Genomic DNA, 23669 nt, shown 5'->3' with positions numbered 1-23669 from the left:
TGACTCTCCGGGGGTTCGAGTGTGGAAACCCAAACCTACCGGAAAGGCCACGCTCACCACCCCATGGAATCTACGGGGAGAGGGTTGGGTGAGGGCTGTCTCCACGGGTGCGGCGCTTCATTTAGGCCGCGCCCTCTCTCCACTCGTCATTTCGTGCGTAGCAAAGCAATCCAGACTGTCTCTGCGGAGGCAGCCTGGATTGCTTCGTCGCAAGAGCTCCTCGCAATGACGGAGGAGATAGCGCAAGCCCCCTTGCGCTCACCCACAGATGATGTATTTTACATCATTGTACACGTCTCAGATATCATTTATAAGTTCTGGTAAGTGAGGCCAAGGTGATCACGTCGTTCCAGATGCGGGCAGCCCGCGCGCTGCTGGGCATTGACCAGAAAACCCTGGCCGAGCTCGCCGGCGTTTCGCTGCCGACCATCCAGCGGATGGAGGCCAGCACCGGCAATGTGCGTGGCGTGGTCGAGACCCTGATCAAGGTGGTCGAGGCGTTCGACCGGGCCGGTGTCGAGCTGATCGGCGAGCAGGTCCGCAGCGACAGCGGCGGGCGTGGTGTCCGCCTGAAGGAGCCCGGGCCGCCGCGTCGGGTGGGGGCGTGATCTTGCGGGTCATGCCCGGAGCAGACTGAACCAACGCACCGTCGCGTCCGAATCGCGGCCGCACGATGCAGTGGAGCATCGTGGGGCAGCGGAGCATGAGCATCACAAGCGATCACGCAAGCCGGCTGCAGCAGCTGCGTCAGCCGACCTTTGCCGAACTGTATTTGCCAAAGCTCGTCACCGTCTACCGTGAAGGCTACGGCGTCGCGGACTTCCGCGCCGATGTCTTCGCGGGCCTGACGGTTGCGATCGTGGCGCTGCCGCTGTCGATGGCGATCGCGATCGCCTCGGGCGTGACGCCGGACCGCGGCCTCTACACCGCTGTCGTCGGCGGCTTCATCGCCTCGCTGCTCGGCGGCAGCCGGTTCCAGATCGGCGGACCCGCCGGCGCCTTCATCGTATTGGTCGCAGCGACCGCGGAACGTCACGGCGTCGATGGCGTCATCCTCGCCACCCTGATGGCGGGCGTGTTCCTTATCGCCGCGGGCCTGCTCCGGGTCGGCACCTACATCAAGTTCATTCCCTATCCGGTGACGGTCGGATTCACCGCCGGCATCGCCGTGATCATCTTCGCCAGCCAGCTCCGCGATCTCGGCGGGATCACGCTTGCGGGCAAAGAGCCCAGCGAGTTCGTTCCAAAGCTGGTCGCGCTCGCCGGCGGTCTCAACACCATCAATCCATCCGCCGTCGTGGTCGCGATCGTCAGCATCGCCATCATCGCGGCCTTGCGGATCTGGCGGCCGTCCTGGCCCGGCATCCTGATCGCGGTCGTGCTCGCCGCCGTTGCGTGTGCCGTGCTGTCGCTGCCGGTGGAAACCATCGGGTCGCGCTTCGGCGGCATTCCGCGCGAATTGCCGTCACCGGCGCTGCCGGCGTTCTCGGTTGCGAAGGCGAGCGCCGTGCTGCCGGATGCGATCTCATTCGCCCTGCTGGCCGCCATCGAATCGCTGCTGTCGGCGGTGGTGGCCGACGGCATGACCGGACGCCGTCACCGCTCCAATTGCGAGCTGGTGGCGCAAGGCGCCGCCAATGTCGGCTCGGCGCTGTTCGGCGGCATCTGCGTCACCGGCCTGATCGCGCGCACCGCGACCAACATCCGCGCCGGCGCGCGCGGGCCGCTGGCAGGCATGCTGCACTCCGTGTTCCTGCTGCTGTTCATGCTGATCGCGGCGCCGCTCGCAAGCTACATTCCGCTGGCCGCGCTCGCCTCGGTGCTGGTCGTGGTGGCCTGGACCATGGCGGAGAAGCACGAATTCGCCACGCTCCTGCGTTCGTCGTGGGGCGACGCCGTCGTGCTGCTTGCGACCTTCCTGCTGACGATCTTCCGCGATCTGACCGAAGGCATCCTGGTCGGCTTTGCGCTCGGCGCCGTGCTGTTCATCCATCGCATGGCGGAGATGACGGGCATCGAGGAACGCTCGCCTCTGGTCGCCGGCGATCGTCCCGACGACGGCAACGGCGATCGCGTTCGCTACGATCCTGCGCTTGCGGTCGATCGCGACGTGCTGGTCTATCGCATCACCGGCGCGTTCTTCTTCGGCGCGGCCTCTGCCATCGGCGGCGTGCTCGACGAGGTCGCCGACAAGCGCAGGGCCTTCGTGGTCGATTTCGCCGCGGTGCCGTTCCTGGATTCGACGGCGGCCAACGTGCTCGGCCGCGTCGCCGCCAAGGCCCACCGCCAGGGCATCCGGCTGTTCATCACAGGGGCTTCGCCCGCGGTCCGCCGCGCGCTGCTCACCCATGGCGTGACGCCGCCGCGGGCGCGATATCGCCAGAGCCTTGAACGGGCGATTGCCGACATCAAGGGCCGGGCGGCCGACGAGGCTGCGGCGGACTAGCGACCTCCGCACGCTTGACAGGCCCCACGGGACGCGAAATGGATCGCCTCGGAAACGACCCGAGGGAAAGATGACCGCGCCCAAAACTCCCGCAGCCTGTCTGATCGGATGGCCGGCCGCGCATTCGCGCTCGCCGCTGATTCATCATTACTGGCTGCGCACGCTCGGCATTGCCGGCGGCTATGTCATCGAAGCGGTTCCGCCCGAGGATCTCAGGGATTTCGTGCTGCGGCTGTCGCTGCGCGGCTTCGTCGGCGCCAACGTCACCATCCCGCACAAGGAAGAGGTGCTGGCGCTGTCGGCGCCCGATGCGCGCGCCAAGGCCGTCGGCGCGGCGAACACGCTGTGGTTTGCCGACGGCGAGCTGCGCTCGACCAACACCGACGTCGAAGGTTTCATCGGCAATCTCGACGCCAGCGCGCCCGGCTGGGATGCCGCCGAGGAGGCGCTGGTGCTCGGCGCCGGCGGCTCCTCGCGGGCGGTCGTGTTCGGTCTGCTCGAGCGTGGGATCAAGCGCATCCATCTGGCCAATCGCACCATCGCGCGGGCTGAGACGCTGGCAAGACAGTTCGGGCCGAACGTGCATCCCGTGACGTGGGACGGGATCGACGATGTGCTGCCGCGCGCAAAACTTCTCGTGAACACGACCTCGCTCGGCATGCACGGCCAGCCTTCACTCGATGTTGATGTCGCGCGCCTGCCGCAGGCGGCGGTGGTCGCCGACCTCGTCTATGTCCCGCTGGTGACGCCGCTGCTCGCCGCCGCAACGGCGCGCGGCCTGAAGACGGCAGACGGGCTCGGCATGCTGCTGCACCAGGCAGTGCGCGGCTTCGAGCTGTGGTTCGGCCGGCGGCCGGAGGTCACGGCCGAGCTGCGGGCGCTGGTCGAGGCCGATCTCACAAAGACTTGAGAGAATAGCGCGCGTCGTCCGGAGTTCTCCATCCGTGGGGACAATCGGAGACCGTCATGTCTGTTCAACGTGCAACTTTCACACGTCCGCTCATCGCCGTCGCGATGGTGGCCGCTTCCACCCTCTATGCCTACGCGCAGCGGGCACCGGTGCCGACGCGCGTGCGCGGCACGATCGAAAGTGTCAATGGTGACACGATGCAGGTCAAATCGCGCAGCGGCGAGGACGTCAAGCTACGCATCGCTCCCGACGTGAACGTATCGGGGATTACCAAAATTTCACTCGCCGACATCAAGGTCGGCTCCTTCGTCGGCGCCACCACGGTGCCCGGACCGGACGGCGGCCAGAACGCGGTCGAGGTCCACGTGTTTCCGGAGAGCATGCGCGGCACCGGTGAGGGCTCGCGGCCCTATGACCTCAAGCCGAATTCGAGCATGACCAACGCCACGGTGTCGGAGAGCGTGGTCGGCAATGACGGCCATACGCTGCTGGTCAAGTACAAGGACGGCGAGAAGAAGGTATTCGTCGCCGACAACACGCCGGTGGTGACCTTCGTGCCCGGCGACAAATCCGACCTCAAGGCCGGCGCCAAGGTCATCGCCTTCATGAAGCAACTGCCGGACGGCTCGTTCGAGACCAACCGCGTCAGCGTCGGCCGTGACGGCCTGACGCCGCCGATGTGAGAAAGGACCGGATCATGCTGACTTCGACGATGAAATCCGGCCTGCTCGCAGCGGTCCTCACCCTCGCATCGTTCGCGGCCTCGGCGCAGCAGGCGCCGACGGTCCGCCTCCGCGGCACCATCGAGAGTGTCGACGGCAACATGCTCGGCATCAAGACGCGCGAAGGCAGCGACGTGAAGGTGCGCATGACCGACAAAGTCGCCGTCTTCGCCGTAGTGAAGACCCAGCTCGCGGAAATCAAGGAAGGCTCCTATATCGGCGTCACCGGCATGCCTGAACCGGACGGCACGCAGAAGGCGATCGCGGTGCACATCTTCCCGGAGAACCAGCGCGGCGCAGCCGAGGGCTTTCGTCCTTGGGACGCGCGTGCCAATTCGACCATGACCAATGCCACCGTGGCGCAGACGGTGAAGGGCACCGACGGCCAGAACATCACGGTCAAATACAAGGACGGCGAGAAGAAAGTCGTGGTGCCGCCGGACACGCCGATCGTCACCTTCATCGCCACCGACAAGTCGGACGTGAAGCCGGGCGCCAAGCTGATCATCTTCGGCGCGGCGAAGAAGGACGACGGCTCGCTGGAGGCGAACCGGGTGAATGTCGGACGGGATGGAATTACGCCGCCGATGTGAGGCTAGAGTCGCCGATGCATTCTCGGTGTCATCCCGGACAAGCGTAAGCGCAGATCCGGGATCCATAATCACAGGGCGGAGTTTGGCGAAGATTGGTAACCCCGAGTCCCCGTAACCACACCTTCCTGTGGCTATGGGTCCCGGATCAGCGCTCCTCTCCCGACAACGCTACGCGTTGTCGAGCGCTGCGCTTGTCCGGGACGACAGCCGTTGTTGCTGCTGCGTCCCGGCATGCGCCTCACATCGCAATGACATGATCGTCGATCTCGTCGATCCGGTTGACGCCGCACAGGCCCATGGTGGTGAGCAGCTCTTTCTGGATGATGTCGATCGCCTTGGCGACGCCGGCCTGGCCGCCGGCACCCAGGCCGTAGGCATAGGCGCGGCCGAGCATGCAGGACTTTGCGCCGAGCGCAAGCGCGCGCATCACGTCCTGGCCGGAGCGGATGCCGCCGTCGAACATGATCTCCATCCTGTCACCGACCGCATCGGCGATCTCGGGCAGCACCTCGATCGAGGACGGCGCGCCGTCGAGCTGCCGGCCGCCATGGTTGGAGACGACGAGGGCCTGCGCGCCGGTCTTGGCGGCTTCCTCGGCGTCCTCGACGTCGAGGATGCCCTTGATGACGAGCTTGCCCGGCCAGATGCTGCGGACCCACTCAACGTCCTTCCAGTTCAGCGAGGTGTCGAACTGCGAGGCCGTCCATTCGGCGAGGCGATTGAGATCCTCGGTGTTCTTCACGTGGCCGGCGATGTTGCCGAAGGTGCGGCGCTTGCCCTGCAGCACGCCGGAGACCCAGCCGGGCTTGCTGGCGAAATCCAGCAGCTTCGACAGCGACCATTCGGGGGGCACGGTCATGCCATTCTTGATGTCGGCGTGGCGCTGCCCGATCACCTGGAGGTCCACGGTGAGCACCAGCGCGCTGCACTTGGCCGCGATCGCGCGCTGAATCAATTCCTTGATAAAGCCGCGGTCCTTCATGACGTAGAGCTGGAACCAGAACGGCTTCTCGACATTGGCGGCGATGTCCTCGATCGAGCAGATCGACATGGTCGATTGCGTGAACGGGATACCGGCGGCCTGCGCGGCGCGGCAGGCATAAATTTCGCCGTCGCCATGCTGCATGCCGAGCAGGCCGACGGGGGCGAGCATCAGCGGCATGGTCGAGGGCTCGCCGAGGATCGTTGTCGAAGTGTCGCGCTTGGAGACATCGACCAGGATGCGCTGGCGGAACTTGATCGCCTGCATATCCTCGCGGTTGGCGCGCAGCGTCTCCTCGGCATAGGAGCCGCGGTCGCAATAGTCGAAGAACGCCTTCGGCACGCGGCGCTTATGCAGCGTGCGAAGATCGTCGATACAGGTGATATGTTTCATGATCGTTCCCGGCCCGTCTTCTACCAAGAGTCTTGCATCGGAAGATTTCGGGGTCATCTAGCATGGTTGGATGCACAGCCAAATCCGTTTGCAGACCGTTTTGCAGGAGGGCGCCATGACGAAGCCGCACGCTGGACCTTCGCCGGAAGAGATCAAGGAGAAGCGTGATCTCGAGGAAGCCTTGGAAGAGGGTCTGGAAGAGACCTTTCCCGGCTCCGATCCCGTCAACGTCACCCAGCCGGCGCCGAGCCGCGGCGATGGCCATGTGAAGCGCAGCGATTAAACGGGTTCCATCCTATTCCGGCGCCATGGGCAGGAAATATAATGTTAACAAGAGGTTGTCGGAACGGCGGCGCCCCGGTTCCGTAATGATTCATCATATTTTTTGAAGCCAAGTTAGCCTCACAGGCATTATAACACGCCTAGCAAATCAGGGATGCGGGCCCCGTTCGGGCAGCCCGTAGTTGTAGAGGGGATCCCCTGGTTGTTGCTCGGGGGACGATATGAGTCGCAAATATTTCGGGACGGACGGGATTCGGGGCCGCGCCAACGGACTGATCACGCCGGAGCTCGCGCTCAAGGTCGGCCAGGCCGCAGGCCTTGCGTTTCAGCGCGGTGACCACCGCCACCGGGTCGTGATCGGCAAGGACACCCGCCTGTCCGGCTACATGATCGAATACGCGATGGTCGCGGGCTTCACCTCGGTCGGCATGGACGTGCTGCTGGTCGGCCCGATGCCGACGCCGGCGGTTGCGATGCTGACCAAGTCGATGCGCGCCGATCTCGGCGTCATGATCTCGGCCTCGCACAATCTGTTCGAGGACAATGGCATCAAGCTGTTCGGCCCGCAGGGCTTCAAGCTCTCCGACGACGTCGAGCGGCAGATCGAGCAGCTGCTCGACGAGCCCATCGACAAGCGGCTGGCGCAGAGCGCGAGCCTCGGCCGCGCCCGCCGCATCGACGGCGTGCATGACCGCTACATCGAATTCGCCAAGCGCACGTTGCCGCGCGACCTCTCGCTCGACGGCCTGCGCGTCGTGATCGATTGCGCCAACGGCGCCGCCTACAAGGTGGTGCCGGAAGCGCTGTGGGAGTTGGGCGCCGACGTCGTGCCGATCGGGGTCGAGCCCGACGGCTTCAACATCAACAAGGATTGCGGCTCGACCTCGCCGGAAGCACTGTCGCGGAAGGTGCGCGAGATGCGCGCCGACATCGGCATCGCGCTCGACGGCGACGCCGATCGCGTCATCCTGGTCGACGAGCGCGGTCATGTCGTCGACGGCGACCAGCTGCTCGCGGTGATCGCGCAGAGCTGGAAGGAAGACGGCCGCCTGTCGCGTCCCGGCATCGTCGCCACCGTGATGTCCAACCTCGGGCTCGAGCGCTTCCTGAAAGGGCAGGGGCTCGATCTGGTGCGCACGCCGGTCGGCGACCGCTACGTGCTCGAGCAGATGCTGAACGGCGGCTACAATCTCGGCGGCGAGCAATCGGGCCACATCATCCTGTCCGACTACGCCACCACCGGCGACGGTTTTGTCGCTGCGCTGCAGGTGCTGGCGGTGGTGCAGAAGCTGCGCCGGCCCGTGTCGGAAGTCTGCCACCGCTTCGATCCGCTGCCGCAGATCCTCAAGAACGTCCGCCACAAGGGCGGCAAGCCGCTCGACGATTCCGACGTCAAGTCGGCGATCTCCGACGGCGAGAAGCGGCTCAACGGCCACGGCCGCCTCTTGATCCGCTCCTCCGGCACCGAGCCGGTGATCCGCGTCATGGGCGAGGGCGAAGACCGCATCCTGGTCGAGGACGTCGTCGACACCATCGTCTCCGCGCTCGGCCAGGCGGCGGCCTGAGGTCCCAAGCACAGTGCCGTAGGGTGGGCAAAGCGAAGCGTGCCCACACTCCTGTTGCCGTATCGAAAGATCGTGGGCACGGCGCAAGGGCGCCTTTGCCCACCCTACGATTCCTGCGCGAGGCACGATCGTAGCCCGGATGGAGCGCAGCGAAATCCGGGATTCGTGCGACAGGCGATAAAGGCCCCGGATTGCGCTCTGCTCCATTCGGGCTACGAGCCTCGCACTGAATCCGAGCGCGTGCATCCCAGCCATTTGCGATTGGCGGTGGTTCCACCGCGCGTTGCATCGTACCTACGAGGTCGCGGCGATCTGCCGCGCCTGCCGGGACCGCTGCATTGAACAAGCCTGTCGTCGTCTCAGAGGAAACCCTGACCGAGCCCGTCGTCGTGGCTGACGTGGCACCCGCCGCAAAAGCGGCCGGGCCGGCCTATGTCGTGCTCGCCGGCATCAGCTTCTCGCACTTCCTCAACGACACCATGCAGTCGCTGATCGCCTCGGTGTATCCGATCCTGAAGGATACCTACGCGCTCGACTTCGCGCAGATCGGCATGATCACGCTGGCCTTTCAGTTCACGGCCTCGCTGCTGCAGCCGGTGGTCGGGCATTACACCGACAAGAAGGCGCAACCTTATTCGCTGGCGATCGGCATGGCCTCGACCTTCTTCGGCCTCCTGCTGCTCAGTGCCGCGCACCAATATCTCGTCATCCTGGTCGCCGCCGCGCTGGTCGGTCTCGGCTCGGCGGTGTTTCACCCCGAATCCGCGCGCATCGCGCGGCTCGCCTCCGGCGGCCGCTACGGATTTGCGCAATCGGTGTTCCAACTTGGCGGCAGTTTCGGCACCTCGATGGGGCCGGTGCTGGCGGCGCTGATCGTCGTGCCGTTCGGGCAGGGCAGCATCGCCTGGTTCTCCTCGATCGCCTTCCTCGCGATCCTCATCCTCTGGCGCATCGGCCGCTGGTACGCGCCGCAGATCAAGGCGAAGAAGATGGCGGCCGCTCAGGCCCATCCCGAGGCGCCGAGCTCGCGCCGCGTCGCCGTTGCGCTGCTCGTGCTGGTCGCGCTGCTTTTCTCAAAACAGCTCTACGTCTCGAGCCTGTCCAGCTATTACATCTTCTACCTGATCGACCGGTTCGGCGTGTCGACGCAGGCAGCGCAGATCTATCTCTTCATCTTCCTCGCTGCGAATGCGGTCGGCGCGTTTCTGGGCGGTCCCTTGGGCGATCGCTTCGGCCGCAAGATCGTGATCTGGATCTCGATCCTGGGCGCGCTGCCCTTCACGCTGGCGCTGCCCTATGCCGGGCTCGTCGGCAGCGCGGTGCTGTCAGTCATCATCGGCCTGATCATCTCCTCGACGACGTCGTCGATCATCGTGTTCGCCCAGGAGCTGGTGCCGCACAGATTCGGCATGATCTCCGGCGTGTTCTTCGGCGTTGCGTTCGGTATCGGGGGCCTGGGCGCCGCCGTGCTCGGCAAGCTCGCCGACCACACCTCGATCGAGTTCGTCTACCAGGTCTGCGCCTACCTGCCGGCGATCGGCCTGCTTGCCGTGTTCTTGCCCAAGCTGCCGCGGCACGCGCGTTAACGGATTCTCTCCCGCTGCACTGCGGCTTTACACATCGTTAGCAATTGCGGCGCGAGGCGCTGCAATTTTGCAACGCTTCTCGTCCGTGCGCGCGAGCAGTCAGGAAAAATCAACCTTAAAAATTAGGGTTAAGTGGCGCTTAAGCATTTGCTGGCATCGTCCGCTCCGTGAGTTTCCAGAACGTGAGGCCTGCGTATTTGCCTCACCGGCCAAAAGGACGAAGCCAATGCGTAGCGTTAAGTCTCTCCTTGCCGCGGGTGCGGCAACCCTGATCTCGTCGATGGCGTTTGCTGCCGATATGCCGATCGCGGCGCCCCCTCCGATGTACGCGCCGCCGGCCCCGCCCGCCGATTTCGGTGGCTGGTATCTGCGCGGCGACATCGGCTTCAGCAATCAGAAGACGAAGGATCTGCGCTACGGTCGCGAGTCGGCTTATTCGCAGCTCACCTCGTTTGATCAGCAGACTTCGTTCGACGCGGCCGGCATCTACGGTGTCGGCGTCGGCTACCGGTTCAACAACTGGTTCCGTACCGACGTGACCGGGCAGTACCGCGGCAATTCGAACTTCAAGGGAACGGATCGTTTCACCGGAACCGCGGGCGGCGTGCCTTACAGCGGCATCGACAATTACGGTGCAAGCAAGTCCGAATGGCTGGTCTTGGCGAACGCGTACGTTGACCTGGGTACGTGGTGGTGCATCACGCCGTTCATTGGCGCCGGCGTCGGCGGCGCGCGCGTTTCGATCGCGAACTTCACCGACACGGGCATCAACAACCTCGCAGTCGGAAATACGAGCTTCGCCAGTGCGCCGACCGGTTCGAAGTGGAATTTTGCCTGGGCGGCCCATGCCGGTCTTGCTTACAAGGTCAATCCCAACCTCGTCCTCGAACTCGCCTACAGCTATGTCGACCTGGGTCCAGGACAAACCGGTGTCCTGTCGGACTACACCGGAGGGACCACCGGCAACGTCTTCAAGTTCAAGGATATCACCTCGCACGACCTGAAGTTCGGAGTGCGCTGGAATCTCGACAGCCCGCCGGCCTACATGCCGGCGCCGCTCGTCACCAAGGGCTGATCGACACTTCGATCGGTTAGGACTTCTTAACGGCGCGGGATCATCCCGCGCCGTTTTGCTTTGCGTATTTTTCATGGCGAGGAGCGATGAAGGCGTCTGACGCAACCATTGGTTAAGGTTAACGAGCCATGATCACGAGCGAAAGTTCGAGTTCGATGGAGCGTTGCAATGCGTAGGCTTTTTTTGGCCGCGGTGATGTTGGGGACGGTGTCTGCCGCGCACGCGGCCGACATGCCGGATCTGCCGATCCTGCGCGGCGGCATCACGGACGGTCTGTCGAAGACGAGCCATAATTGGGATGGCTTCTACGCCGGCGGACACTTCGGCTACACGACCGACGCAACTGATTTCGGCCAGAGCGTCGTCGGCCTGACCAACTATATCTTCCGCGACAGCGTGCTTCAGGGGCCGACCTCGTCGTGGTCGCTCCTGTCCAAGAACACCGCGCAAGGCACGAATTTCGGCGGCTTCGTCGGCCGCAACTGGCAATGGTACGACGCCGTTCTCGGTCTCGAAGGCACCTACACCTATTTCAACAACCTCAAGTCCGTCTCGACGGGCTCCAACGCTCTCGACATCATCAATCCCCCTGGCGACACCGTGCCTCCGGGTGCCTACAACCATTGGAACGTGACTCTGACCGGCGCCGCCACGGCCCAGGTCAAGGATGTGGTCACGTTGCGCGCGCGCATGGGTTGGGATGGCGGTGACTTCATGCCGTACGTCTTCGGCGGCGCAGCCGTCGGACGCATGGACGTTTCCCGGACCGTTTCCAGCAACGTAACGCTGCGTACCGACACGACGACCATCGATCTATTCGGCAATACCGTGATCGTGCCGGGAACGACGAACCCCGTTCCGAGCCACTCGCAGACGCAGGGTCAGCACAAGACCAACGCGTTCGTGCCTGGCTGGACCGCCGGCATCGGGTTTGAATATTGCCTGTGGGCAGGCTTGTTCGCGCGCGTCGAATACGAGTACGTGCAATTCTCTCCGATCATGAACACATCGGTGGTTCTGAACAACGCGCATGTCGGACTTGGCTACAAATTTTGAGCTTGTGCCGTCTGGTTGACAACTTTCCCGTGTCCTGATGCTCTGTCGCTCCAACGCGGGGCGGCAGCGATGAATATCTACGGCGACAGCAATTCCGGCAATTGCCTGAAGGTGAAGTGGGTCTGCGACAAGCTCGCATTGCCCTACCAATGGATCGAGATCGACACGCGCAAGGGCGAGACGCGCACGCCGCAATTCCTTGAGATGAACGGCGCAGGCCAGGTGCCCACCGTCGCATTCGACGACGGCCGCACGCTGGCGCAGTCCAATGCCATCATCCGCTATCTCGCTCGCGACAGCGCGCTCGTTCCGCGCGACGCCTTCGTTGCGGCCAAGATGGACGAATGGCTGTTCTGGGAACAGTACAGCCACGAGCCCTATATCGCGGTGTGCCGCTTCCTCCTCGTTTATCTCGGCAAGGACGCATCCGAGCTCGACCCCGAAAAGGTCAAGCGCGGCTATGCGGCGCTCGACCGCATGGAGCAGCATCTTTTGGCCTCCCGCTTCTTCGCCGGCGAAGAGGTTTCGCTCGCCGACGTCTCGCTGCTCGCCTATACCCGCGTGGCGCATGAAGGCGGCTTCGATCTCGGCCGCTATGCCGCCCTCCGCCGCTGGATCGGCGAGGTCGAAGCGTTTCTTGGCCTCCCGCGCTGAGGTTGGAGTTGTCTGACATGAACGCCGAATCCGTCTCCATTCGCCGCGCGCGCCGCGACGACGTTCCTGCGATCGTGGCGATGCTCGCCGACGATCATCTCGGCCGCGCGCGCGAGCGCGTCGAGGATCCGTTGCCTGCCGCCTATTACGATGCCTTCGCGCGGGTCGAGCGCGATCCGAACCTCACGCTCGTGGTTGCCGAGAGCGAGGGCAGGGTGGTCGGCTGCCTGCAACTCGCGATCCTGCCGGGCATCAGCTCGCAAGGCGGCGTGCGCGGCCTGCTGGAAGACGTTCGCGTTGCTTCGGATTGTCGCAGCCGCGGCATCGGCGAGCGATTGGTGCAATGGGCGATCGCGGAAGCGAAGGCGCGCGGCTGCAATCTGGTCGAGTTGCTGACGCATGCGAGCCGCGTCGATGCCCAGCGCTTCTACAAGCGGCTGGGATTCGCGGCGAGCCATGTTGGTATGACTGTCCGCTTTTGAGGCAGCTCCTCGCGAGCCTTGCGCGATCAGCGAATTCGGATCGCGCGTTCGTTCATCTTAACAGCTGATAAACTACCCAGCCGTCGTTCACGTTGATCCGGGAACGAACGGTGCTACGGCAGCTTCAGACACCGGGCTCTGTCGGTTCGGGGATTTCGATGACAAGCTATTCAATGATCAAGGTCGGCAACGATTACGTCGTGCAGGCCAATGACAAGTGCATTTTGAAAGTCGGCAGCCGCCGCAGAGCCGCGCAATTGATCAGCGAGGCCACGGACTTGCTGAATGCGCTCGCGGTCGTCGAATCCCCTGATATCGCACCGGAAGCACCATCACGCCGCCGTGAGACGCCGGAACTTCCTTGACGACTCTTCCTGTTTCCCGTATCAGCCGCGGCGGGACACCTCCCCCCAACGGGAGGCTGACTATCTGGAAGGGTAGATATTATGACTGTAGCGAAGCCCGCTTCGCGGCCGAACGTGCCGCATTTCTCCTCCGGCCCCTGCGCCAAGCGCCCCGGCTGGAACGCCCAAAATCTCAAGGACGCAGCACTCGGCCGGTCGCATCGCGCGAAGGTCGGCAAGACCAAGCTCAAGCTCGCGATCGATCTCACGCGCGAGGTGCTCGAAGTGCCCGCCGATTATCGCATCGGCATCGTGCCGGCCTCCGATACCGGCGCAGTCGAGATGGCGCTGTGGTCGCTGCTCGGTGCGCGCCCCGTCACCACGCTCGCCTGGGAATCCTTCGGCGAGGGTTGGGTCAGCGATATCGTCAAGGAATTGAAGCTCAAGGACGTCACCAAGCTGAATGCGGCTTACGGTGAGATCCCCGACCTCTCCAAGGTCGATCCCAAGAGCGACGTCGTCTTCACCTGGAACGGCACCACGTCAGGCGTGCGTGTGCCGAACGCGGACTGGATCAGCGCGACCCGCGAAGGCCTGACCATCTGCGACGCCACCTCGGCCGCGTTTGCGCAGCCGCTGGACTGGGCCAAGCTCGATGTCGTCACCTTCTCCTGGCAGAAGGCGCTCGGCGGCGAAGCCGCGCACGGCATGCTGATCCTGTCGCCCCGTGCGGTGGAACGGTTGGAAACCTACAAGCCGGCCTGGCCGCTGCCGAAGATCTTCCGCATGACCAAGGGCGGCAAGATCAATGAAGGCATATTCGTCGGCGAGACCATCAACACGCCGTCGATGCTCTGCGTCGAGGATTATCTCGATGCGCTGAACTGGGCCAAGTCGATCGGCGGCCTCAAGGCGCTGATCGCGCGTGCCGACGCCAACACCAAGGTGCTCGCCGACTGGAAGGCGAAGACGCCGTGGATCGACTTCCTCGCCAAGGACGCTTCGATCCGCTCCAACACCTCGGTGTGCCTGAAGTTCACCGATCCCGCGATCACCTCGCTGTCCGAGGATGCGCAAGCCGACTTCTCCAAGAAGCTGGTGGCGCTGGTGGAGAAGGAAGGTGCCGGCTACGACTTCGCGTATTATCGCGATGCGCCGGCCGGCCTGCGCATCTGGTGCGGCGCCACCGTCGAGGCCAAGGACGTCGAGCTGCTGACGCAGTGGATCGACTGGGCTTTTGCCGAGACCAAGGCCACGCTCGCCAAGGCGGCCTGAGTTCTGACCCTCCCCTGGAGGGGGAGGGTCGACGCACCGTCAGGTGCGGCGGGGTGGGGTGATCTCTCCACACGGCGCACTGGCGGATTTCGAATTCGCAGCTTCACCCCACCCCGGCGCCTTGCGCCGACCCTCCCCCTCCAGGGGAGGGTGTGAAGGAAGACATCCCCATGACCAAACCCAAAGTTCTCATTTCCGACGCGCTCTCGCCCGCTGCCGTGCAGATCTTCAAAGACCGCGGCGTCGAGGTCGACTTCCAGCCCAATCTCGGCAAGGACAAGGACAAGCTGGCCGAGATCATCGGCAATTACGACGGCCTTGCGATCCGCTCCGCGACCAAGGCGACCGCAAAGATCCTCGACAAGGCGACCAACCTCAAGGTGATCGGCCGCGCCGGCATCGGCGTCGACAATGTCGAGATCCCCGCCGCCACGGCCAAGGGCATTATCGTGATGAACACGCCGTTCGGCAATTCGATCACGACCGCCGAGCATGCCGTCACCCTGATGCTGGCGCTCGCGCGCGAAATCCCGCAGGCCGATGCCTCGACCCAGGCCGGCAAGTGGGAGAAGAACCGCTTCATGGGCGTCGAGATCACCGGCAAGGTGCTCGGCGTCGTCGGCTGCGGCAACATCGGCTCGATCGTCGCCGACCGCGCGCTCGGCCTGCGCATGAAGGTGATCGCGTTCGATCCGTTCCTGTCGCCGGAGCGCGCCAAGGACATCGGCGTCGAGAAGGTCGAGCTCGACGACCTGCTCAAGCGCGCCGATTTCATCACGCTGCACACGCCGCTGACCGAGAAGACGAAGAACATCATCGACGCTGCCGCAATCGCCAAGATGAAGAAGGGCGTGCGCCTGATCAACTGCGCGCGCGGCGGTCTCGTCGACGAGCAGGCGGTGGTCGATGCACTCAATTCCAAGCACATCGCCGGCGCCGCGTTCGACGTCTTCGTCGAGGAGCCCGCGAACGCCAACGTGCTGTTCGGCCATCCCAACGTGATCTGCACGCCGCATCTCGGCGCCTCCACCACCGAAGCGCAGGAGAACGTCGCGCTCCAGGTCGCCGAGCAGATGTCGGATTACCTGCTCACCGGCGCGATCTCGAACGCGGTCAACTTCCCCTCGATCACGGCGGAAGAAGCGCCGAAGCTGAAGCCGTTCATCTCGCTCGCCGAGAAGCTCGGCTCGTTCGCCGGCCAGCTCACCGAGACCGGCATCCTCAAGGTCGAGATCACCTATGAGGGCCACGTCGCCGAGATGAAGATCAAGGCGATCACCTCCGCCGTGCTGTCGGGCCTGCTGCGGCCGATGCTGGGCGAGGTCAACGTGGTGTCCGCGCCCGTCGTCGCCAAGGAGCGCGGCATGGTGGTGGACGAGATCGTGCGCGCCGCCCAGAGCGACTATGAGAGCCTGATCACCGTGACGGTCGCGACCGAACGCCAGGAGCGCTCGGTCTCCGGCACCGTCTATCACGACGGCAAGCCGCGCCTGGTCGACATCAAGGGCATCCGCGTCGACGCCGAGTTCGGCAAGTCGATGATCTATGTCACCAACGAGGACAAGCCGGGCTTCATCGGCAGTTTCGCTGGTCTGCTGGGCGACGCCAAGATCAACATCGCGACCTTCCATCTCGGCCGCGTCGAGCAGGGCGGCGACGCTATCGCGCTGGTCGAGGTCGATGGCGCGGTCCCGGCGGACGTGCTCGCCAAGGTGCAGGCCCTGCCGCAGGTCAAGCAGGTCAAGGCGCTGACGTTCTGAGACGCTGACATATTCCGACGCGCGGAACAACGCCGCCTCCGTCACCGGAGGCGGCGTTTTTATTTTCCGCAGCCTGCCAAACTTTGTGTACCAATGGCGCCAGGACAACTCGTTCAAAGAGCGCTCCGTTCAAAATCGCTCGACAAGGGAGAAACACATGCGTGAAGCCGTCATCGTTTCCTATGCGCGCACGGGCCTCGCAAAATCCGGCCGCGGCGGGTTCAACATCACGCCGCCGATGTCGCTCGCGGCGCACGCCATCCAGCACGCGGTGAAGCGCGCCGGCGTCGACAAGGACTATGTCGAGGACTGCTATCTCGGCAATTGCGCCCATGGCGCGCCCAACATCGGCCGCCAGGCCGCGCTGCTCGCCGGCCTGCCGAAGACCACCGCCGGCGTCTCGGTGAACCGGTTCTGCTCCTCGGGACTGCAGACCATCGCGATGGCCGCCAACTCGATCCGCTCGGACGGCGCCGACTGCATCGTCGCCGGCGGGGTCGAGAGCATCTCGATGCCGGGCGGCGGCACGCCGAAGGAATCGATCGATCCTGAATTGCTCAAGGTCGCGCCCGACATCTTCATGGCGATGATCGACACCGCCGACATCGTCGCCGAGCGCTACAAGCTCAGCCGCGAATATCAGGACGAGTTCTCGCTGGAATCGCAGCGCCGCATGGCGGCGTCGCAGCAGGCGGGCAAGTACAAGGACGAGATCGTCCCGATGAAGACCAGGATGAAGGTCGTCGACAAGGCGACCAAGGCCGAGAGCATCGTCGACTACGTCGTCGATCGCGACGAGTGCAACCGGCCCGAGACCACGATGGAAGGTCTCGCCAAGCTCGAGCCGGTGAAGGGTCCCGGCAAGTTCGTCACCGCCGGCAATGCCAGCCAGCTCTCGGACGGCGCCGCCGCCGTGGTGCTGATGGAAGCCAAGGACGCCGAGAAGCGCGGCCTCAAGCCGCTCGGCCGCTTCGTCGCCTGGGCGACCGCGGGCTGCGAGCCCGACGAAATGGGCATTGGCCCGGTGTTCGCGATCCCCAAGCTGCTCAAGCGCACCGGCCTGAAGGTCGACGACATCGACCTGTGGGAGCTCAACGAAGCCTTCGCCAGCCAGTGCCTGTACTGCCGCGACCAGCTCGGCATCGATCCCGCCAAGTACAACGTCAACGGCGGCTCGATCGCGATCGGCCATCCCTTCGGCATGACCGGCGCCCGTCTCACCGGCCACCTGCTGCAGGAAGGCGCGCGCCGCAAGGCCAAGTGGGGCGTGGTGACGATGTGCATCGGCGGCGGCCAGGGCGGCGCCGGCCTGTTCGAGATCTACAGCTGATCCGGGCCGCCAAAGTCGCTCGAAGACATGACAGCACGGCGCCACGAGCGCCGTGTTTTTTTGTCCGCGCCTGTGCATCTCACCGTGCATAACATGCCAGCATGAACCTGGCGTTGGACTCTGTTACCTCTCGTATGACGTGTATCGTGAATAAGTACGTATTCATACGTGCCTGTAAATTAACGGAAGTTTCCTCGCCCTGACGTTTCATATTCGCATCAGCCACAACCGATTTTTGAAACCAAGATGCGATTGCTCTCCCTTCGTCTCACCCACAAGATCACCGCGATCGGCGTCATCGGTGTCATCGGTGTCGTCCTGATCGGCGGCATCCATCTCTATGGCGAGAACGCGATGGCGTTCTATCGGGGCGCCGCCGAGAACGCGCGCACCATCTTCGAGCTGAACAACAGGATCGCCGTCGAGCTGCTCGAGGGACGCCGCGCCGAGAAGGACTTCCTCTTGCGCAGCGAGCCGGCCAGGGCGCAACGCCAGGCCGAGATCAGCCAGCAGGTTTCGCTCGATATCGAGAAGCTTCGCGCCAGGATTTCAGCGCTCGGCAAGCCCGAGCTGGTCGCAAGGATCGACGCGATGACCGCGTCGCTGAAGACCTATCAGGCCCGTTTCGCCGCGGTGGTCGAGCAGAGACAGCGGCTCGGGCTCGATGAAAAGTCCGGTCTCGAAGGCCGCTTGCGGGCCTCGGTCCACGACATCGAGACCAAGGTCGGCGAGCTCCGGAATCCGTCGCTCAAGGTGACCATGCTGATGATGCGCCGGCACGAGAAGGACTTCATGCTGCGTCGCGACGCCAGATACGGCGACGACATGAAAAAGCGCGCGGCCGAGTTTGTCGCCGGCCTCGACGAGCCCTCCATTCCCGGCGATGCGAAGGCCGAGTTGCGCCAGAAGCTCGCTGATTACCAGCGTGACTTCTTCGCCTGGATGGAGACCGCGCTGACTCTGGCGAGCGAACTCAAGGCGATGTCGGAGGCCTTCTCCGCGGTCGAGCCCGTCATCGAGCAGGTGTCGAAATCGGTCGACCAGATCCGGGTCGAAGCCGACCGGCTGAACGATGCCCAGCGCGACAGCATCCAATGGTGGATCGGCGTTGCGATCGCGCTGATCGCATCCGGCGTGCTCGGCCTCGGCATCTTCATCGGCCGCTCGGTCTCCAAGCCGCTGTCGGCCATGCGCGCGGCGATGATCGAGCTCGCCAACGGTAATTTCGCCATCGTGCTGCCCGGGCTCGGCCGTCCCGACGAGATCGGCGAGATCGCGCAGGCCGTCGAGACGTTCAAGGTCAATGCCGAGCGCAAGGCGCAGGAAGAGGCGGAAGAGAAGATCAGGCAGGACAAGCTCGCCGCCGAGCGCCGTCGCGCCGACATGATCAGGATGGCCGACGATTTCGAAGGCGCGATCGGCGAGATCGTCGAGACCGTGTCGTCCGCCGCCAACGAGCTCGAGGCGTCGGCGACCTCGCTGACCACCACCGCCAGCCGCTCGACCGAGCTTGCCACGCTCGTCGAGGCGGCTTCCGAAGAGGCTGCGACCAATGTGCAGTCGGTGGCCTCCGCAGCGGAGGAGCTGACCGCCTCGGTCCACGAGATCAGCCGCCAGGTGCAGGCCTCCGCGCGCATGGCCGGCGAAGCCGTCAGCCAGGCCGGGCAGACCAACGACCGCGTCAGCGAATTGTCGAAGGCGGCCGCGCGCATCGGCGACGTGGTCGAGCTCATCAACGCCATCGCGGGTCAGACCAATTTGCTGGCGCTGAACGCCACCATCGAGGCCGCGCGTGCCGGCGAAGCCGGGCGCGGCTTTGCCGTGGTGGCCTCGGAAGTGAAGGCGTTGGCCGAGCAGACCGCGAAGGCCACCGGCGATATCGGTCAGCAGATCTCCAGCATCCAGGTTGCGACGGCGGATTCGGTCGGCGCCATCAAGACCATCGGCGGCACCATCGAGCGCCTGTCCGAGATATCGTCCACCATCGCCGCCGCCGTGGAAGAGCAGGGTGCCGCGACCGGCGAGATCTCGCGCAACGTCCAGAATGCCGCTGCCGGCACCACGCAGGTGAGCGCCAATATCAGCAGTGTGCGCCAGGGCGCGACCGAGACGGGATCTGCCTCCGCGCAGGTGCTCTCCGCGGCGCAGTCGCTGTCGAACGACAGCAGCCGGCTGAAGCTCGAGGTCAGCAGGTTCTTGGACACCGTGCGCGCGGCGTGATGCCTCCGTGTCGTCATGCCCGGACAAGCCCGGGCATGATGAGCTTGTGGTGACTGCTAAGCCCCCGCCACCACCGGTGCGAACACCACTTCGATCAGCGTGCCGGAATTCCCCGAGCTCTTGATGTTGAAGCGGGCGCGGTTGGCTTCGACCAGGGCCTTGGTCAGCGACAGGCTCAGCGCCGAATTGTCCGCGGCGTCCCCGGGCGGCGGGGTGCGGAACGGCTCCATCGCGGCGGCGACTTCGCGCTCGGAGAGGCCATGGCCGGTGTCGCGGATGCGAAGCGCAATCTCGCCGCGGTCGGACAGCGCGGTGGAGACGATGACCTGGCCGCCGGCGCTGGCCAGCCGGATCGAGTTCGAGACCAGATTCATGGTGATCTGCCGCATCGCGCGCGCGTCCGCCGTGACCTGCGGCAGCGCATGCGCGAGCGAGGTGCGGATGATGATGCGCTCGCGATTGGCCTGCGGTTGCATCACCGTCACGCAGGCTTCGACGAGGTCGTTGAGGCTGAGGTTGGCGAAATTGAGATCGAGCTTGCCGGTTTCGATCCGTGATAGTTCCAGCAGATCGTCGATGATCGCGATGACGCGCTCGCCGGAGGCGCGGATATCCTTCATGTATTCGCCGTAGCGCTCGTTGCCGAGCGTGCCGAAGCGTTCGGAGATCATCACCTCGGCAAAGCCGATGATGGCGTTGAGCGGCGTGCGGATCTCGTGGCTGATCCGCGCCAGCATGTCGGCCTTGGCATTGGCCGCGCTGTGGACGAGGTGGCGGGCCTGCGTCAGCTCGCTCTCGCCCTTCTTGCTCTGCGACAGGTCGCGGAACACGGCGAAGAAGTTCGGGCCGTCCGGCCGCGTGCGGCCCATGATCATCGCGAGCGGAATGACGCCGCCCTTCTTCTCGCGTCCCAGCACCTCGCGGCCGTGGTCGAGCAGGCTCGAAATGTCCTGGCTCTTGAGGCTTTCGAGATAGTCGGCGACGATCTGCCGGCTCTCCGGCGCGAACAGCGTCGTCAAATTCTGCTCGAGCAGCTCAGTGCCGTCATAGCCGAACAGCGCCTCCGCGCTGCGGTTGCAGGCGTGGATGTTGCCTTCGGCATCGAACATGACGATGCCCTCGGCCGTGGTGTCGAGGATCGCGGCGAGATCCTCGGCATCGGCATCGCCGGCCGCGGATTCGAGCTCGGGCGCGTAGGGGAAGGATTCGGCGACGATGGGCTCGACGACGACGGTCTGTGCGATCGAAGCCGCCGCGACGATGGGCGCCTGCGGCAGCGCGCAGATCAGCGCATGCGCGCTCTCGCCGTCCCAGTCGATCGTGTGCAGATGCGCTTCGGTGGTCGCAAGCGGCTGCTCGCCGTTCGCGAGCGTCGCGCTGATCGTGACAGGCGTGCCGGCTTGCGAGGTGCTGCTGGCCGAGGACACGCCGGGCTCGACATAGAGCGCATCGAGCCCGCCGGCATTCTCCAGCGCGTTGATGCCGGCATAGCCCATGCGCGCGAGGAAGGCGGGGTTGGCATAGAGCAGGCGGTCGAACCGGTAGATCAGGATGCCTGTCGGCAACAGGTCGAGCAGGGTGCGGTCGCGCGCGCTGGCACCGCGTGCCGGCGGCGCGGGCTCGCTCAGCCATTCGGCCGCAGCTTGCGGCGGTGAGGGCTCCGGCGCCGGTGGCTCGGTGGTGATCTCCGCGACAGGCTCGGAAGCTTCTGCCGCGATCGTCTCGCGCTCGCGTTCGAGCCGTTCGGACAATTGCCGGGCGAGCTCGTTGAACGCGCTGTTCTCGACCGGCGTCAGCGTCGGCGATCTCTGATCACCGGGTGATCTGACATCGCCGTGCGGGCGGAACGGCACGACATTCGGAGGGGTTTCGACTGGCGTTTCCACTGACGTTTCCGGATCGGTTGGGTGTGAATTCGCGTCGCTGGTGGGTTCGGGCAGTTCAGGTTCGACTGTCGGCTCAGGCTCGGCTGCGGGCAGCTCGATTGGCGGAGGCGGCGCCTCCGCGACCGGCTCGGCCTCGGACTCGGGCGCGACCAGTTCGGCCGAAAGGCCGTGCTGCGCCGGCGGTTCGGTCACCGTCTCGAAGCGCCTGAGTGCTTCCAGGCGGTTGAGGCCGTCGAGATCGCGGCAGACGCCAAAGCCCTTGAAGCCGGCAAAGTTGCGCTCCTGGTCGTAGACTGGCAGCCCCGCGAGCTCGACCGGCAGATGCTCGCCGCCGTCAGCCTGCCAGTTCACGGTGATCCCGGCCCAGGTGTCGTGGCGCGCAAGCGCCTCCGCGACGCGCTCCTCAGGATCGAGTGAGAATTCCTCGGCGATCTCGCGCCAGGGACGGCCGAAGCCGGCGGCGGTGCGCGCGCCGATCAGGCGGATGAATTCGTCGGAGAGAAGCACAAAGCGGCCCTCCGCATCCATCTGCCAGAGGAAGCGCAGCGGATGCTGACGCGGTGCGGGCGGCTCTTGGCCCGACGATTCCCGGCCAGACGATTGCTGGCTCGACGGTGGATCGACCATGCCGGGAGTGATCGGCGCAGCCTGCGGCGAGACGATGGCTTGATGCGGGTTTTCAACCGGAGTCTTTGGCGCGATGTCGGCGGTCTGGTCCGGCGTTTCGTGAGCTGGTTCTCGAACGGGCTCTTCGGCCTCGACCGGCTCGGCGAACGCATCGAACAACGAGATCCCGGCCGATCCATGCTGCGGCGGTGGCGGCTCGCACGGCATGGCCGCGGCCTGCTGCGCGGGTTCAGCCGGCGTCTCGTTTGCGGTTTCCGCCGTGCTCTCGGGCACGGCCGCCGCGGGCGCTGCTTGCGTGGCCGGCTCGATCAGCGCGATCAGGCCGACATCGGCGCCGATGCCGACCCGTTGCAGCACCATCTGGCCGATGCCGATCGGCGTCTCGACGCGGCCCTCGCGAAGCGCATCGCTGCGCGCCTGTTCGAGGCCGGCCTCGCCGAGATCGCGAAAGCCAAGCAGGGAGCGGGCGGCCTCGCTGGCGCCGACGAACAGTCCGTCGGGCGCGAACGCCGCCATCGGCATCTTCGCGCCCTCGACCAGGCGATGCAGCCGCTCGACCAGCGGCATGGTGCGCAAGGTCGGGTCCATCGCCGTGACGAGCACGGCGTGTCCGCCATCGGCAAAGTCGAGCCGGGCGCAGGCGCAGGTCATCAGCGTGCCGAGCCGGGCGCCGAAGCCGCGCAGCCGTTCGAGCCGCACATTGCCGTTCGCCGGCAGCTGCCGGGCGAGCCGGGCAACCTGGCGGCGATGGCTGTCCGCCGGGCCAAAAATCCGCTCCGCGAGCGCTGCGCCATTGGCCGCGCCGAACAGCTTTGCGCCGACCGGATTGGCCCACAGCACGCGCGCGCCGTCGGTGGACCACAGCCAGGTCGCGAGCGGCGAGGTCGCATGCACGGCCAGCCGGGGATCGCCCACACCTCGCAACTGGAAATCCGAACTCGTCATCCGACCGGCTGTGTCTCGCGCTTGAAGCTGGCGGCTGCCGGGAATGACAGCCTTAAGAAAGGGTTAGTATCGCCCGCGCCCGCGGGCAGGTCCACGGCCCCGGTCCCCGGCGGCGGCCCTAAGCCGCGATAACCTTAATCAGCCCGAACCCGCAAGCCGCAGCCCGCTTCATCCAAGGGATTCGAAGGGAGGAGCGGTCACAGGCCGCGCGGCATCAAAGGTCCCCATCCTCCCCTGGAGGGGGAGGATCGGTTCGCATGGAGCGAAGCGAAATGCGAGCCGAGGTGGGGTGACAGTCTCTCCACATCGCACACTGCCCGAGGGGAGAGATCACCCCACCCCGCTCGCGCTACGCGCGACCGACCCTTCCCCTCCAGGGGAGGGTAAGAAAGACCCGCCGGGCAAACCACCCACCCCCTTACCTCAACCCCCGGTTCCCCCAACCCGGAACCTCGCCCTAACCTAGATTAAATTATCGCGACGCACCCTGCGGCTGCATTGCGCTGCACAATGTTGACATGATAGGCAGCCATAAT

General features: G+C 65.1%; 19 protein-coding genes. 17 read left to right on the top strand and 2 right to left on the bottom strand.

Going from position 1 to position 23669, the window contains the following annotated elements; all coding sequences use genetic code 11:
- Positions 1 to 335: 335 nt before the first annotated feature.
- The 5 genes from RAD04_RS10230 to RAD04_RS10210 all read left to right on the top strand — a co-directional run bounded on the left by RAD04_RS10230 (position 336) and on the right by RAD04_RS10210 (position 4671).
- Positions 336 to 608, top strand: coding sequence for a helix-turn-helix domain-containing protein (locus RAD04_RS10230; RefSeq protein ID WP_026201995.1), 273 nt, complete (start codon positions 336 to 338; stop codon positions 606 to 608).
- A 95-nt stretch (positions 609 to 703) separates the two neighbouring features.
- Positions 704 to 2446, top strand: coding sequence for a SulP family inorganic anion transporter (locus tag RAD04_RS10225; protein WP_461623652.1), 1743 nt, complete (start codon positions 704 to 706; stop codon positions 2444 to 2446).
- Between the two features lie 70 nt (positions 2447 to 2516).
- Positions 2517 to 3356, top strand: a complete 840-nt coding sequence (locus RAD04_RS10220; RefSeq protein ID WP_461623651.1) for a shikimate dehydrogenase — start codon at positions 2517 to 2519, stop codon at positions 3354 to 3356.
- A 56-nt stretch (positions 3357 to 3412) separates the two neighbouring features.
- Positions 3413 to 4039 (top strand): hypothetical protein, encoded by a 627-nt coding sequence (locus tag RAD04_RS10215; protein ID WP_018318290.1) that lies wholly within the window; start codon positions 3413 to 3415, stop codon positions 4037 to 4039.
- A gap of 29 nt (positions 4040 to 4068) precedes the next feature.
- On the top strand, positions 4069 to 4671 hold the full coding sequence (locus tag RAD04_RS10210) for a single stranded DNA-binding domain-containing protein (protein ID WP_461623676.1): 603 nt from the start codon (positions 4069 to 4071) through the stop codon (positions 4669 to 4671).
- 238 nt (positions 4672 to 4909) lie between these two features.
- Here the strand turns inward: RAD04_RS10210 and RAD04_RS10205 are convergent, their stop codons facing one another.
- The gene (locus RAD04_RS10205) at positions 4910 to 6046 is read right to left on the bottom strand and encodes an alpha-hydroxy acid oxidase (RefSeq protein ID WP_461623650.1); all 1137 of its coding nucleotides are present in this window, start codon (positions 6044 to 6046) and stop codon (positions 4910 to 4912) included.
- A 115-nt stretch (positions 6047 to 6161) separates the two neighbouring features.
- Between RAD04_RS10205 and RAD04_RS10200 the strand changes: the two genes are divergently transcribed.
- The 12 genes from RAD04_RS10200 to RAD04_RS10145 all read left to right on the top strand — a co-directional run bounded on the left by RAD04_RS10200 (position 6162) and on the right by RAD04_RS10145 (position 19675).
- Positions 6162 to 6329 (top strand): hypothetical protein, encoded by a 168-nt coding sequence (locus RAD04_RS10200; protein ID WP_162832259.1) that lies wholly within the window; start codon positions 6162 to 6164, stop codon positions 6327 to 6329.
- Positions 6330 to 6549: 220 nt separating this feature from the next.
- Positions 6550 to 7893 (top strand): phosphoglucosamine mutase, encoded by a 1344-nt coding sequence (gene glmM, locus RAD04_RS10195; protein ID WP_461616686.1) that lies wholly within the window; start codon positions 6550 to 6552, stop codon positions 7891 to 7893.
- A gap of 338 nt (positions 7894 to 8231) precedes the next feature.
- The gene (locus RAD04_RS10190; RefSeq protein ID WP_461623649.1) at positions 8232 to 9479 is read left to right on the top strand and encodes an MFS transporter; all 1248 of its coding nucleotides are present in this window, start codon (positions 8232 to 8234) and stop codon (positions 9477 to 9479) included.
- Between the two features lie 226 nt (positions 9480 to 9705).
- Positions 9706 to 10554: an outer membrane protein gene (locus RAD04_RS10185; protein WP_245453891.1), complete on the top strand. Its 849-nt coding sequence runs from the start codon at positions 9706 to 9708 to the stop codon at positions 10552 to 10554.
- Between the two features lie 168 nt (positions 10555 to 10722).
- Positions 10723 to 11610: an outer membrane protein gene (locus RAD04_RS10180; RefSeq protein WP_461623648.1), complete on the top strand. Its 888-nt coding sequence runs from the start codon at positions 10723 to 10725 to the stop codon at positions 11608 to 11610.
- A gap of 69 nt (positions 11611 to 11679) precedes the next feature.
- Positions 11680 to 12264, top strand: a complete 585-nt coding sequence (locus tag RAD04_RS10175) for a glutathione S-transferase family protein (protein WP_461623647.1) — start codon at positions 11680 to 11682, stop codon at positions 12262 to 12264.
- Positions 12265 to 12281: 17 nt separating this feature from the next.
- Positions 12282 to 12746, top strand: coding sequence for a GNAT family N-acetyltransferase (locus tag RAD04_RS10170; protein ID WP_461623646.1), 465 nt, complete (start codon positions 12282 to 12284; stop codon positions 12744 to 12746).
- Between the two features lie 173 nt (positions 12747 to 12919).
- On the top strand, positions 12920 to 13111 hold the full coding sequence (locus tag RAD04_RS10165; RefSeq protein WP_240536301.1) for a hypothetical protein: 192 nt from the start codon (positions 12920 to 12922) through the stop codon (positions 13109 to 13111).
- A gap of 81 nt (positions 13112 to 13192) precedes the next feature.
- Positions 13193 to 14365: a phosphoserine transaminase gene (locus RAD04_RS10160; protein WP_461623645.1), complete on the top strand. Its 1173-nt coding sequence runs from the start codon at positions 13193 to 13195 to the stop codon at positions 14363 to 14365.
- 170 nt (positions 14366 to 14535) lie between these two features.
- The gene (serA, locus tag RAD04_RS10155; protein WP_018318279.1) at positions 14536 to 16125 is read left to right on the top strand and encodes a phosphoglycerate dehydrogenase; all 1590 of its coding nucleotides are present in this window, start codon (positions 14536 to 14538) and stop codon (positions 16123 to 16125) included.
- A gap of 157 nt (positions 16126 to 16282) precedes the next feature.
- A complete protein-coding gene (locus tag RAD04_RS10150; RefSeq protein ID WP_018318278.1) occupies positions 16283 to 17455 on the top strand; it encodes a thiolase family protein in 1173 nt (390 codons plus the stop codon).
- Positions 17456 to 17701: 246 nt separating this feature from the next.
- The gene (locus tag RAD04_RS10145) at positions 17702 to 19675 is read left to right on the top strand and encodes a methyl-accepting chemotaxis protein (protein ID WP_461623644.1); all 1974 of its coding nucleotides are present in this window, start codon (positions 17702 to 17704) and stop codon (positions 19673 to 19675) included.
- A 56-nt stretch (positions 19676 to 19731) separates the two neighbouring features.
- Here RAD04_RS10145 and RAD04_RS10140 read toward each other — a convergent pair whose 3' ends face one another.
- A complete protein-coding gene (locus tag RAD04_RS10140) occupies positions 19732 to 23133 on the bottom strand; it encodes a PAS domain-containing sensor histidine kinase (RefSeq protein WP_461623643.1) in 3402 nt (1133 codons plus the stop codon).
- Positions 23134 to 23669: the final 536 nt, after the last annotated feature.

Source organism: Bradyrhizobium sp. 25ACV (assembly GCF_054863005.1).
Note: the sequence above shows the minus strand (reverse complement) of the source record. Positions and strands in the feature narration are given on the sequence as shown.